General features: G+C 42.5%; 12 protein-coding genes. 1 reads left to right on the top strand and 11 read right to left on the bottom strand.

Annotated features, from left to right (window positions below; translation table 11 throughout):
* Nucleotides 1-179: 179 nt before the first annotated feature.
* From MHI52_RS15330 to MHI52_RS15315, 4 genes are all read right to left on the bottom strand, one after another.
* Nucleotides 180-605: a MarR family winged helix-turn-helix transcriptional regulator gene (locus MHI52_RS15330; protein WP_127548544.1), complete on the bottom strand. Its 426-nt coding sequence runs from the start codon at nucleotides 603-605 to the stop codon at nucleotides 180-182.
* A gap of 137 nt (nucleotides 606-742) precedes the next feature.
* Complete coding sequence (gene nfsA / locus MHI52_RS15325; RefSeq protein WP_405159321.1) at nucleotides 743-1,483, bottom strand: oxygen-insensitive NADPH nitroreductase; 741 nt, start codon at nucleotides 1,481-1,483, stop codon at nucleotides 743-745.
* 14 nt (nucleotides 1,484-1,497) lie between these two features.
* Nucleotides 1,498-2,844, bottom strand: a complete 1,347-nt coding sequence (locus MHI52_RS15320) for an NtaA/DmoA family FMN-dependent monooxygenase (protein ID WP_339286898.1) — start codon at nucleotides 2,842-2,844, stop codon at nucleotides 1,498-1,500.
* A 115-nt stretch (nucleotides 2,845-2,959) separates the two neighbouring features.
* The gene (locus MHI52_RS15315; RefSeq protein ID WP_405159320.1) at nucleotides 2,960-4,063 is read right to left on the bottom strand and encodes a Gfo/Idh/MocA family protein; all 1,104 of its coding nucleotides are present in this window, start codon (nucleotides 4,061-4,063) and stop codon (nucleotides 2,960-2,962) included.
* A gap of 266 nt (nucleotides 4,064-4,329) precedes the next feature.
* Between MHI52_RS15315 and MHI52_RS15310 the strand changes: the two genes are divergently transcribed.
* A complete protein-coding gene (locus tag MHI52_RS15310; RefSeq protein WP_405159319.1) occupies nucleotides 4,330-4,674 on the top strand; it encodes a winged helix-turn-helix transcriptional regulator in 345 nt (114 codons plus the stop codon).
* Nucleotides 4,675-5,397: 723 nt separating this feature from the next.
* On the opposite strand, the gene MHI52_RS15305 is transcribed toward MHI52_RS15310, so the two are convergent.
* The 7 genes from MHI52_RS15305 to MHI52_RS15275 form a co-directional block, all read right to left on the bottom strand.
* Nucleotides 5,398-6,360: a diguanylate cyclase domain-containing protein gene (locus MHI52_RS15305; RefSeq protein WP_405159318.1), complete on the bottom strand. Its 963-nt coding sequence runs from the start codon at nucleotides 6,358-6,360 to the stop codon at nucleotides 5,398-5,400.
* Entirely contained in the window at nucleotides 6,353-6,988 is a 636-nt protein-coding gene (locus MHI52_RS15300; protein WP_076253050.1) for a chemotaxis protein CheC, read from the bottom strand. The genes MHI52_RS15305 and MHI52_RS15300 overlap by 8 nt, the downstream gene beginning before the upstream one ends.
* Nucleotides 6,978-7,352, bottom strand: coding sequence for a response regulator transcription factor (locus MHI52_RS15295; protein WP_036615858.1), 375 nt, complete (start codon nucleotides 7,350-7,352; stop codon nucleotides 6,978-6,980). The genes MHI52_RS15300 and MHI52_RS15295 overlap by 11 nt, the downstream gene beginning before the upstream one ends.
* Before the next feature lie 283 nt (nucleotides 7,353-7,635).
* The gene (locus MHI52_RS15290; protein WP_017688457.1) at nucleotides 7,636-8,538 is read right to left on the bottom strand and encodes a carbohydrate ABC transporter permease; all 903 of its coding nucleotides are present in this window, start codon (nucleotides 8,536-8,538) and stop codon (nucleotides 7,636-7,638) included.
* 12 nt (nucleotides 8,539-8,550) lie between these two features.
* Nucleotides 8,551-9,516, bottom strand: coding sequence for a sugar ABC transporter permease (locus tag MHI52_RS15285; protein ID WP_017688458.1), 966 nt, complete (start codon nucleotides 9,514-9,516; stop codon nucleotides 8,551-8,553).
* Nucleotides 9,517-9,628: 112 nt separating this feature from the next.
* The gene (locus MHI52_RS15280) at nucleotides 9,629-11,284 is read right to left on the bottom strand and encodes an extracellular solute-binding protein (RefSeq protein WP_036671131.1); all 1,656 of its coding nucleotides are present in this window, start codon (nucleotides 11,282-11,284) and stop codon (nucleotides 9,629-9,631) included.
* A 139-nt stretch (nucleotides 11,285-11,423) separates the two neighbouring features.
* On the bottom strand, nucleotides 11,424-12,965 hold the full coding sequence (locus MHI52_RS15275) for a response regulator (protein ID WP_405159317.1): 1,542 nt from the start codon (nucleotides 12,963-12,965) through the stop codon (nucleotides 11,424-11,426).
* Between the last annotated feature and the right edge of the window lie 9 nt (nucleotides 12,966-12,974).

The following is a 12,974-nucleotide window of genomic DNA, read 5'->3' as shown; positions in this document are numbered from 1 at the left end:
TTAACTTGAATTATCACAATCTTATCCCAACATTAGAGGTGTAATCGTGAATTCCGAAACTGACAGTACAAATTCTTTGTTCTGGACAGGGAAGTTTAGCTATTGGCAATAAAAAAAAGCCGCTATAATAGCGGCTCTGTTTCGTTCATTTAGTTAGCTTACGTGAAGCTTGGCATAAGTTATAAGATATTTTGCTCCATTTGTTGCATGAATTGTCTCAATATCAGCCGATCTTCCGAAGAAATGGATTGAAGTAGTTTCTCTTGCTGCTCTCTCCATTTATGCTCAACCGGTTTTTCTAATTCTTTGCCCTTATCGGTTAGAAAGATACGCATGATCCTTGCATCCTGTACATCACGCTTGCGATATATAAATCCGTTCTGCTCCAGTGATTTGACCATGTTTGTAACCGTTGGTGGTTCGCATTTCATATGTTCACTTAGTTGCATCTGTGTTACCCCATCACCCAACCACAGCCGGTACAACAGATTATCTTGTCCTACATAGAGATTAAGTTCCCGAAGAGATTCACTATAATTTCGTCGCATTTGGGAGGAAATTCGATCTAAAGACTGTCGAATTTCACAATCTACTGTATCTGTCATGAACGATCCCTCCCTACATCCGAATTATATTTAGCAGACTAAATGTATCATGGAGATATACAGGTGTCAATTCACCTTAGTGTCGTCTTTAAGGGCCTTTTCCTATCCAAGTTTCACCGGAAAGATTGGTTTAGTCCTTATTTTTTGGCAAAACCTTGCTTGTTCAAATAGGTCATCATTTGCGGTTGAATACTTCTCTCGAGGTGATCCTGGATATGGTCACTCCATCCTTTTACTTTTTTTACGGTGAAAGGGGCTCTCGTCGGACGATTTTCATAATACTTCAGCATGGTCTCATCATAGATTGCTAATTTCTCTTGATCCATTGGTTGGTATTGATTATCAAGCAATACCATGGATTGAGGGAGTCGAGGTTTCAGTTCCGGCTTATCTCCAGCTGGATTACCGATACATAACCCCACCAGAGGGATAACATATTTAGGTAAATTCAATACGTCAGATAGTTCACTAATATTAGCTCTGACCGCACCAATGAACACTCCGCCAAGTCCCAGCGATTCAGCCGCGGTTAACGCATTTTGTGCCATCAGGCCAGCATCGAATGAACCAATCAACAGAAATTCAATATATTCAATATCCACATCCGGAGCGATTTCATGATTTCGGTTGAAATCTGCACAGAAGATCCAGAATTCTGCCGCTTCTTCAATATAGGGTTGATCGACACACAGATGTCTGAGTTTTTTTCGAAGTACTGGATCCGTGATGCGTATAATGGATACCGCCTGCAGAAGACTGAACGATGAAGTTTGATTTGCTGCCTGAAATATTGCATCTATTTGTTCCTCAGTTAGGGGTTGAGATGTGTAAGAACGAAACGATGTATGGTTATGAAGCAATTCAATTGTGTTATTCATTAAAAAGCTCTCCTTTATTCGTTGATTCCATGTTCCTGCAATCCGTATTCGTAAGGAACGCCCATATTCTCGCGTAGTGTTTTTCCTTCATATTCCTTATGGAACAAACCCCGTTCCTGCAAGATAGGTACTACCTGATTCACAAAATCTGCAACGCCATCAAAAGATACATCGGGCACGACTGAGAATCCGTCACATGCTTCAGCCAAAAACCATTCTTCCAAGAAGTCAGCAACCTGTGTCGGGGTGCCTGCAACAACCGGATGATAGTTGATGACCCCGTGAGCGAGAACATCCCTTACAGAGAGTCCTTTTTTTAATAACTTTAAGGCTCTCGGAGAACGTGGGTCCATGGGGTTGGCATATGCATTTTTCAACAAGTCTGGCGCTAAAGGTTGATCTATATCTACTGAGTTTACCGATAAGGGTAAACCAACCATGGAGCCGAGGTAACTTACCCTGCTAGGGATTTCCTGGGGATTAAAACTCATAAGCTGTTTCCGACGATCCAGAGCTTCTTCCTCCGTTGAAGCCAGAGAAAACATAAAACCTGCAAACATTTTGATATCATCGGGGTTTCGACCAAAACGGGCAGCACTTTGCCTTATGGCTTGTCTGTGTTCACGGGCAGACGTAATATCATAAGGATTGGCGTACACTCCCGAAGCATATTTCCCAGCTAATTCTAAGCCTTCACCTCCTCCCCCTGCCTGGAAAATCACTGGCTGCCCTTGCTCAGAGGGCGGAATGGGCAAAGGACCACGAGATGCATAATATTGACCCTGAAGGTTAATAGGCTGGATTTTGTCCATATCCGCAAATTCCCCTCCTTCTACATCTAACGTCCAAGCGTCTGGTTCCCAGCTCCCCCACAAGGCCTGAACAATTTGTATACTTTCATGCGCCTTGTCATAGCGCTCTTGGCGATTTTCAACCCGGGCACCGAAATTAGCAGCCGCTAGGGGGTCGGATGTGGTAACCGCATTCCATCCCACACGTCCATGACTGATAACATCCAGTGCTTTGAACTGACGTGCAATGTTGTAGGGATAGTTAAATGTTGTAGAGAGTGTAGCCACAAGCCCGATGTGTTGTGTCTCTCTTGCTACTGCCATCAGTGCCAACATGGGGTCCATAGGGAACATAGGCGTCTGTGGGCCTAAATTATTGGATAATCCTGGAGTGTCAGCGATGAAAATCATTTGAAATTTTCCTTGTTCAGCTAATTTAGCCCGTTCTACATAACTATCCATATTGGTGTAAGCTGCAGGATCCGTGCCAGGCATTCTCCATGCGCTAAATTCGGCTCCATAACCCGAAACCATCTGTAAAGCCAGTTGCATTTCACTTCTTTTTTTCATACGATTTTCTCCTTCGTTCTGGACAGGCACAGATATGTGTGCCCTTACAATAATGCGAATATATTTAGCATGCTAATTATCTGGATGGATCGAATTTTGTTCCGTTTAGTGAGAATTATAGATATTGACGTTCACCGGTCTGGGCTGATTTCTCGACGGCATCCAGTAACTGATGAAGCTTCACCGCATCCGCGAAAGTAGGTGCTAAGGTAGTACCTTCTTGAATATCTTTGGCAAACTTACGATAGGCCTGAGCCATGTTCAGAACAATTCCGGAGTCGTTATATAGAGAATGTGGAGCCGAGTAATAGGCATCGGGAATGGGTAGTTCACGAAGCTCGTTGTCCGTAGATCCTGCACCGCGTAAATGGTGTGATCCGAATTGAATGGATGCAGGAGCGCTCAGAACAATCGTGCCATTGTCTCCGAAAATTTCAAGTGTGAGTCCTGTCTGATGTTTGACTCCACCTTGAATATGAACGCTGCCTGCTGCACCATTAGTCAATTTTCCTGTAATCATGATCTGATCATCCGTTGTTTTCTTGATGACTTTCTGAATATCTACCAATTCAACTTCTGGAAACTGTTGAGCTGTGGTGGCAGACAATTCTGTAAAGTCCCCAAGCATGTAAGTGAAGGCATCCAGATTATGGCCCCCTACAATGGTCAGCAAGTTCCCTCCAACTTTCCGGTCATACAAGTACGCACTCGACTTGTCACCAACGCCACCCATGCCATCTATAGAGATCTTCAGGTTGGCAGACAACACTTTACCGACATAACCTTCTGCCAATAAATCTTTAACATAATGAACGGCCGGGGCTTGTCTAGCCTGTAATCCAATCGCATTTGGCAGTTGTGCGGATGCTACCCATTCCTGCATTTCAAGCGCTTCCTCTGTATTCGACCCCAGTGGCCATTCACAATAGATTGGTTTGCCCGCAGGAGCGATGGCTTTAACGGCGTTATAATGTTCCTTGACGTTAATACTGACAACGACCATATCCACATCAGGATGCTGAGCCAACTCCTCCATATTGTCAAAGCCGTGATCTGCATAGAAAGCTTCTGCGCTTTTCTTTGCACTCACCATATTACTTGTCCCAACCGCTGTAAGCTCGAACTCATCCAAATGCTGAATAGCTGGAATATGTGTTCCACTTGCCCACCCGTTATTAATGGATGCCCCTATGATACCTGTACGAATTTTTTTACTCATTGTTAAACATCTCCCTTGTTAAAATTTACAGTATGATCGAATATCGGTTTGTCTCCAGCTCTTATCAGTCACTCATTTCTATGATATATTTATTTAGCTTGCTAACTATTCAATCGAGATAACATTAATTATTCTTTCATACTTTAGGTAAACTAAAATTGTTTTGGTGTTGACACCATCATAGGTGTATTTGTTTTATTAGCAAAGAGGGCAATTTAAATGAACATAGTACATCTTTATGTACCTTTGGATCAGGAGTGATATGAATGAGAGTTTGCAATGAAGGATTTGAACAAGAGTTTATAGATGGAAAAAGTGACATGTACGCCATTGCTTTTACTCAGAATCTCCTTTCTGGGCGTTGGAAATATTTTATCTTATGGTACCTAAAAGACGAAACACGGCGATATACGGATATCAAAAAATTCCTTGGAGATCTGTCTCAAGGCTCCCTCACAAAGCAGCTTAAAGAGTTGGAGAATGATGGTGTTATACATCGTGATGTTTATCCGGAAGTTCCTCCACGAGTTGAGTATTCGTTAACAGACAAGGGAATGAAGTTACTACCGATCCTTGAAAAGATGGAGGACTTTGGAAAAGAATACGGCTAAACAACTTAAACTAGGCTTCCATATTACTTATCTTTGTTAAAGGGGGGATGATATGTTTTTCTTCTTTTTCTTTCTGTCACTTGGGATGATTGGTTTATTCTTTGGAGTTAGAGCAATGAGACGACCCAATTCATGGCCTTTTAATCGTACGAAGGATGAACTTCATGAATACGATATGATGGGCATCAAGTTTAGAGGCGTTTTTCTCCTTGCTTTTGGTACTGTTCTGACTATTGCTTCTTTCAGACTTCTTCTTATTTAATAAAATTCTAAAAAGCCGCTAATATAGCGGCTCTCCATCGGGCCTTACTCTGGTCCCGCTCAATATTGTGATATCAACTATTAATCCTATGGTTTAATATTAGCTTGCTGACCATCAGGAGCCACCGACTTATCGTTCGTCTTCATACCCCTGCGCTTCTTGTACCCTTTAAATATGAAATACCCCACTATGATTAAGATAATCGGCATTCCGTACAGTAATAGAATATAGAAACTGAACAGCAAAAGTACGATTATCGATCCATCTATTACATTCAATATGTGCACTCCTTTATCAGTATCACTGGCTGATTTATTACTACTTTACTCAATAATTATTTTCTCATCTTCATACGTAAAAAATATTATTCATAGAAAAAACATATTTTTTCTTATGTTAATTGTATAGACAAATAAAGTTGCTATTATAGCAACTTTATTAAAAAACACAATTTAGATTTCTTAAACATTTTCAGGCTCATAAATTCCGTAACCATTCTTGCCATTCTTTTTAATCTTGTACATAGCTCCATCCGCATGTCTCAGAAGTTCGGAAGGCTCCTGTCCATGCTTGGGAAATAGGCTGATACCAATACTCATCGAAAGGTTGATATAGTTTCCGGCAATTTTGAAATGGGTACTGAATGCAGCTTCCAATCTTTTGGCGATGACTTCAGCATCCTGATCATCTTTCAGATGGCTTAAAATGATGAATTCGTCCCCGCCAAGCCGAGCTACAGTGTCCGCACTTGGAATTGTTTCGCTTAATCGCTTTGCCATTTCCAGCAACACTTGATCGCCAACATGGTGTCCATATGTATCATTCACTTGTTTAAACCCATCAGCATCCACAAACATGACGGCTAGTTTGTTATGGTTTCTTTTGGCATTACTGATGGCCCAGGCAAGACGGTCATTATAAGCAAGACGATTAGGCAGACCGGTAAGTGGATCATGCAAAGACAAATGCTTGCTGATTTTCTCGGAGATTTTGATTTTGGCGTACTCCGTCTCCAGTTCTTTGATCAGATTTTTAAGTTTATATACCCTGGTATTGGTGTTAGTCATGTCAGTAATCTGAATAAGGGCATAACTCCGATCTTCATGATAGAGCGGTTCAACATGCATATTTTGTCTGAATAATTGTTCATCCTCTCCTTCATTAGGAAGAATGAATGCCTTATGTAACGCGCTTGAGCAAAATCTGCTCTGTCCATGATACAGCGCATTTTGCAAAATATTTAAATACATGTTCGACTTAAACCGTGGGCAGACCTCAAGCAGATTCAAGCCTACTACCTCTTCTACATTCTTGCCAGTAAAGCGCTCCAACCAGGCATTCCACACAACAATTTTCAAATGCCTGTCCACGATCATTATTCCCATATGGGCTTTGTTCAAAGCTTGTGAAATAAGATTATCCATTGCCCGCCTCCAACAAAGCGTCCATTTTGGCCAGCAGGCTCGATATGGAGTTCATACTCAGTGCTATGACAATGATACCTGTCACATCCGTATCGGCAAGTAAAAACGAGGTATGTAAAACCAGGACATAAACTTCATTCTGAAGCAATATTTGTTGATCGGAATTGGTGACATAGATCAGTTCAATATCAGGCAGGACGTATTCCAGTTTGATCTCGAGGAAATTACCGAATTCTCCAATAATCGCGTTAAGCAGGACATTGCTAACTTCCTTCAAAACGTCCAAATCCGTATCCATCAGGTTCGGATCGTTCGGTATAACACTCTCACCCAGTTCTCCAAGACAGATGTTTGCCAATACTTTAGCCTGCTCAACAGGAAACATCAGAAATGCTTTTCCCTGAAATTCGTATCCGAACTGTAAGGATGACCTAAACAGGTGACCTTCACTAAAGAAAATGTTGTATCTTCGATCTCCAGGATCAACATCGGATATGGAGATTAGTTCCACTTCCGGAATATTCAAAACGATACGCTTGTCTACAATCTCTGACAACATGTTAGCCGCTTGTCCCACGTAAACGTTCACTAGTTCAGTAAGCAAATCCTTCTGTAAATCATTCAGCATGATAGGCCGCCTGAATCAGTTGAATCATGGTAGTTGCCTTCTCTGCGGTTAACGGTTTATTCAGAAAACCAGAAATGCCTAACATTTCAACTTCATCCCTAGTTGTCTTCTGAATATCTGCGGATAAGATAATAATTTTGACATTGCTATCCGTTTCTCGAATCATTCGAAGCATTTCTTGTCCGTTCAAACCAGGCATTAGCAGGTCGGTGGTTATAAAATCAGGTTGAAATTCCTTGAATAGGTTGTATCCTTGCTCTCCATTATTAGCAATCTGAATCTCGCATTCTGGAATATGATCAACAATCAGCTTTGTAAGTAATTTCTGTACGAAAATGGAGTCTTCCACGATTAATACTTTCATTTTCTCTTCAGTCTCCTTGATAAAGTGGTAAGGGCTCGGGATGGTCAGGCGCTGTGGACAGTTCTTGATATAGGGCTTTCGCGCGCAGTGGCACCCTGAAAAGAGACTGACTGGTGAATCAAGTAAATATAAATTATAGTAACTTTAATTTAATTGTCAACAACATTATTGAATAAGTTAGATTCGTGTGCAATTGACATACTACGGCCCGCCGTTTAAAAAAACATAAAAAAACGGTCACCTAGTGACCGTTTTTGATCGGTTATCTGGAACTGCATTAAGTTTACTCTTTTACCCCTCCAAGCTGCAAGCCATGAACGAAATACTTCTGCAAAAATGGATATACGACTAAGATGGGTAATGCCGCAACAATCGTAATCGCTGCCCGAATAGATACAGGTGTGACCATGTTACGCGCAGCACCAAGATCTGCACCATTGGCAACGGCTGCACTGCTGTTGGAATTCATAGAAGATGATAATAGTTTCATCAACTCATATTGCAGCGTGCTTAGGTTTTGTTTGGAAGATGCATACAGAAACGTATCAAACCAAGAATTCCATTGACCGACTGCAATGAACAGTGCAACAGTAGCAAGAACCGGTTGGCACAGCGGTAGAATAATGGAAATGAATGTTCTGAAATCTCCAGCACCATCGATTTTGGCGGATTCGATCAATCCCTCGGGTAGTGTCTGGATATAAGTTCTAATAACAATCATATTAAAGGCACTGATCAGCCCAGGAATAATGTACACCAGGAAGTTGTTTAACAAATGCAAATCTTTCATTAGGAAGTAAGTTGGAATAAGACCTGCACTAAAATACATCGTAAGAACAACTGTAATGGTAATGGGCTTTCGTAATATATAATCTTTTCGGCTTAGTGTGTAAGCCAGCATGGAGGTTAAGAATAGACTTAAAACTGTCCCCAAAACCGTTCTCGCCACAGATATACCAAAGGCGCTGAAGATGGTCCCTCCTGCAAATACTGCTCTGTAGTTTTGATCTGTCCATACCCGAGGCCACAGATAAATCCCACCCCGGATGGTGTCATTACCGGCATTGAATGATACGGCGAGTGTATTCACAAACGGATATAGGGTAACAATCGCGATTGCGATCATCAGTATACCATTTAACGTATGGAAGACAATCGGTTCAAGCCGAGATTTATTGATTCCCATCTCTAGTCCCCCTTATATTAATCGGTCTTCCCCGAGCCGTTTGGAAATTGAATTCGCCGCAAAGATCAGCGTGATACTAACTACTGTTTTGAAGATACCTGCCGCAGTAGCCAAAGAATAATTCCCGATCTGTAGTCCGTACTTCAGGACAAATATATCTATCGTCTGTGACCAGTCGACAACCACACCATTACCTAACAGATACTGAACCTCGAATCCAGCTTCCAAAATCCAGCCCATATTCATGATCAGCAAAATGATAACAATGGATTTGATTCCGGGTAAGGTCACATACAGCATTTTCTTATATCGGTTCGCACCATCAATCTCTGCCGCTTCATAGAGGGAAGGATCGATAGACGTGATGGCCGCCAAATAAATAATGGCATTCCAGCCAACTTCTTTCCATACATGGGATGCGCCTACAATGCCCCAGAAGTATTCCGGAACGCTAAGCCACATGATAGGTTCTTGAATGATATGCAGCTTCATGAGTACCACATTCACAATCCCACCATCTACAGATAGTGAACTTGCTACGATACCTGTCACAATAATCCATGAGAGAAAGTGAGGTAAATACGATATTGTTTGAATGGTTCGTTTATATAACTTATGTTTGATCTCATTAAGTAAAATGGCAAATATAATTGCTGTGGCAAATCCGAGCACCATATTGATGACGCTCATCGCAATGGTATTACGAAGCACGTTAAGAAATGCATCGTCTGTTAGCAAAAACTTAAAGTGTTTGAGCCCGACCCATTCCTGCTGCGTGAAACTCTTCGCAGGACTGTAATTCTGAAAGGCCATAACCCAGCCCCAAATGGGATAATACGAGAATACGAGAATGTACGCAACGATGGGCAATGACATGAACATGAGTTGTCTTTGTCCGCGCAATCGTTTTAACAGTGGTGCTTTGGGAACGACTGTACGGGTGGTTTGCTCTGGTATGGCTCCAGGCGTGTTCGCCATCTTTCACTCCTCCTATTGGCTTGCAGCGACTTTAAGCATGATGTCCCCGGAAGGCACTCGCCTGAGTAATCCTTTGGTTGATACCTTCCGAGAGAATCATTGCCGCATTTTTTTATTTAACAGACCAGTTCTCGATTCTCCATTTCAGTTGATCATTAATTCGATCTTCATAGGATTTGACATCGATCTTCTTGTAAGCGTCTACATATTCAGTCCAAATGTTATCGAACTCATTCGGTTTTGACATGATTGCTTTAGGCAAGAATTTCAATGAAGTGTCTGTCATTTGTTTGTTCGCTACCGCAGCATCAGAGCCTTCTTTCAGATCGACCTGCCATGCTGGATAGTACACTGGATTTTCTGGTGCAGGAGAGAAGAAGTCACTCCACGTTTTGAAGCCGTATGCATCCAGAAGTTCTTTATCTTCCGGTTTGAGGTTGTCATAGAATTCCTCAGGTTGGTTGATCGCTCCAATTGCATTGCCATCTTCAAATGTTCCTTCGAGCTTCGGTGCAGCAGCGTAGAAACCTTCAGCTTTGTTAACCAATCTCCATGCTGGATCATCCTGCTCTGTCCGTTGCTCTGGTGTACGATAGAATCTTCCCTCTTCATTCACTTGGTAGTCTACACCCTCTTCACCCCATGACAAGAGCTTCTGGTACTTCTCGTCCATAAGCTTATCGAGGAATTTGATGAGTGCGACAGGGTCTTCGGCATCTTTACTGATACCAAAACCATTGTTCAAGTTAATGACCGGACGATCCAGATAATGATCTGTGATACTTGTATCATAGACAAGCGGGAAGCCTACGTATGTCTGGCCAATTTTCCCCTGTGCTACGAGTGGGTCTTCGCCGGCTTGGAAATTCCAGTGCTGGTCGAACATACTAAGCACACGTCCCGAAGAAATTTTGGCCAGATATTGATCGTAGTTCTGAACAAAGGCTTCTTTATCCAGCAATCCCTCGTTGTACAGATTGTTTAGTTCCTTATAATACCGTTTGGAGATATCTTTGTCGGCAAAAACGGTTGCGACTCCACTATCATCTACGACTACGCCCCCGTCGTTGGGGTGACCCGTAAGATGTTCAGGTGGGTTAAGCAAAGGGAACGTCCGCCAGTCTGAAGCCAATGTAGTGAAACCAATCGTCGGTTGACCATCAATAGTTGGATTCTTGGCTGCATAATCACGGACCAACTTTGTGAAATCATCCAACGTTTTAGGAGTTGGGTACCCGGCATCCTTCAGTATGGACTTTTGGATCCAGAATGCAGGACCAGAATAATAGTTACTAATGAACTCTCCTGTATACACTCCATAGTTAGGCAACCAGTAAATATGTCCGTCACTGGAATCTTTCATCCGGTTCCAGTCTTTACCGAAATGTTTCTTCAGATTAGGTGCATGCTCTTCAATGAGATCTTCGAGCGGAATAACCGCACCCGCTGAGACCAACTTGGTGTCTGCTGTGATCAGATCCGGGAAATCGCCCCCGGCAATCATAACGCCCAACTTCTGTTGAAGATCACCTACTAGAAACTCCATCTCAAGATTAACGCCGAGTTCATCCTGAATCTTCTTGTAGATTCGGTTATCTTTAGCTGGCGCCTGATTTGGCGTTCCGATAAAGGCCGAGATGTTCAGTACCTCTTTCCCATCCTTTGTAGTCGCTTTCTCATTGTCACCGCTGCATCCTGCCAGTGCCAAACTCAAAGCCAGAACGAGTGATACGGAACCCCAAAGCTTCTTTTTCTTAAGTCCCCCCATGTACTTGCCCTCCTTGGAAGTGGTATGTCTTACTGTTTTTAGTATGAAGAAATGTATGCGGTTACAAAATATATACATTTAAGGTCTACCCCCCTGTAATTGTAGGTCTTATTCAGGAGGGGTTCTTCTTTTTCATGGATCAATTCGCATACTTTTGCCTGTATTCTACTGGTTTCATGGCTGTTCGTTTTTCGAAGTGTCTGAGAAAATGCTGGTAACTGCGGTACCCTACTTGCTCCGCAATCGCACTGGATGTTTGATTCGTCTGCTGGAGCAGACGCTTCGCTTCTTCCATTCTTAGATCATGTACTACCTCGATTACACCCTTACCATACTTTCGCAAAAAGGATTGCCCTAAATGGACAGGATTCACGTAGAATCGTTCTGCGAGCTCCTGGATCGTAAATGTCTCCCTGTAATGCATCTGCACATATTCAGCAACCGTCGCCTGGATGCCACCCATTTGCCTCTCCCGGAAAATTGCCAGTGCTGACTTGCATTGTAAACAGAAATGTTCCAGATTGTTAGCAACCTCTTCTATATTTCGATGGCCCTTCTCCAGAATTCCGCTCGCCAATTCGTTCATTAGAGCATTAGGTTCTCCTCCTAATTCTCTGCACAGGGACAATCCGCGGAATATAATATGGGTAGAGAAAATATGTACAATCTCTGGCGCAGCCTTCATCTGTACAAACAGTTCAAAAGCACTCCGAATCGCAGACGAGAGTTCCTCCACAGAACCGTTTTCAAGCAAATCGCAAATATGGTCCACCTCTGACAGCGTTTCCGGATCAAACTGCCAATTCTCCAGCTGAATATCTTCGGCAAACAAAAGATGCTCTTGATTAAAAAACAAATAACGCCCAACTTCCTGAGCGGAGCGGAAGGATTCAGATAAATGCTCCAGTTTGTTGACCGTTAATCCAACCGCGATATGAATATCTCCGCAGCCGTTATGTTGCATATTATTCATTAAACGCTGGGTAAAAGCTTTAATTGCTTCAAACGTCTCATTTCTATCATTCGTTTCCTCCCCCCATACAAGTCCCAATGAGTCTCTTGTTCTGTCTATCACATAACAGCAAGTTGTTTCTTCAGCCGTTTGTTCGACTACTGAACAGACTTCCTGAATATCTCCCTGAAAGGCTATCCGCAGGTATGCCCAATGGGACTTGTTTAAACGAGGAAGTATCTCTGACATCTCCTCCTCCGATATATTTTGCTTATCCTTAATCAGTGCGGACAAAAACACTTTGATCCTTTGCTCATTTGCATGTTCCCTTATACGCTCCTGGGTTTCACGCTCCTGCAATTGCATACGGAGACGGACCAACATATCCTCTGCTTCTGTACTATCAACCGGTTTGGTTAAATAGTTAGAGACACCTAATCGAATAGCTTGTCTGGCATAATTAAAGTCACTGTATCCACTCGTGATGACAAACAGCACAGACTCATGTTCCAATCGTCGTGCTTCTTCTACAAGTTGCAGCCCATTCATCACAGGCATACGAATGTCTGTCACCACGAGATCAGGTCGATCTTGTTCCATCATCCGAATGGCTTCCTCACCGTTGGCGCACACACCTCTGATTTCAAAACCATACTTTTCCCAATTGATCAGAAGCTGTAACCCTTCAATGGCATAAGGTTCATCATCGACTAATAGCACTTTATACATGAGAGTTCA

Source organism: Paenibacillus sp. FSL H8-0283 (assembly GCF_045040675.1).
GTDB classification, from domain to species: Bacteria; Bacillota; Bacilli; order Paenibacillales; family Paenibacillaceae; genus Paenibacillus; species Paenibacillus amylolyticus.
Note: the sequence above shows the minus strand (reverse complement) of the source record. Positions and strands in the feature narration are given on the sequence as shown.

Coding starts and splice junctions, on each gene's coding strand:
- MHI52_RS15320 (WP_339286898.1), bottom strand. CDS start 2,844: ATGAAAAAAAGAAGTGAAATGCAACTGGCTTTACAGATGGTTTCGGGT.
- MHI52_RS15300 (WP_076253050.1), bottom strand. CDS start 6,988: ATGCTGAATGATTTACAGAAGGATTTGCTTACTGAACTAGTGAACGTT.
- MHI52_RS15295 (WP_036615858.1), bottom strand. CDS start 7,352: ATGAAAGTATTAATCGTGGAAGACTCCATTTTCGTACAGAAATTACTT.
- MHI52_RS15285 (WP_017688458.1), bottom strand. CDS start 9,516: ATGGCGAACACGCCTGGAGCCATACCAGAGCAAACCACCCGTACAGTC.
- MHI52_RS15315 (WP_405159320.1), bottom strand. CDS start 4,063: ATGAGTAAAAAAATTCGTACAGGTATCATAGGGGCATCCATTAATAAC.
- MHI52_RS15290 (WP_017688457.1), bottom strand. CDS start 8,538: ATGGGAATCAATAAATCTCGGCTTGAACCGATTGTCTTCCATACGTTA.
- MHI52_RS15280 (WP_036671131.1), bottom strand. CDS start 11,284: ATGGGGGGACTTAAGAAAAAGAAGCTTTGGGGTTCCGTATCACTCGTT.
- MHI52_RS15275 (WP_405159317.1), bottom strand. CDS start 12,965: ATGTATAAAGTGCTATTAGTCGATGATGAACCTTATGCCATTGAAGGG.
- MHI52_RS15310 (WP_405159319.1), top strand. CDS start 4,330: ATGAGAGTTTGCAATGAAGGATTTGAACAAGAGTTTATAGATGGAAAA.
- nfsA (WP_405159321.1), bottom strand. CDS start 1,483: ATGAATAACACAATTGAATTGCTTCATAACCATACATCGTTTCGTTCT.
- MHI52_RS15330 (WP_127548544.1), bottom strand. CDS start 605: ATGACAGATACAGTAGATTGTGAAATTCGACAGTCTTTAGATCGAATT.
- MHI52_RS15305 (WP_405159318.1), bottom strand. CDS start 6,360: ATGGATAATCTTATTTCACAAGCTTTGAACAAAGCCCATATGGGAATA.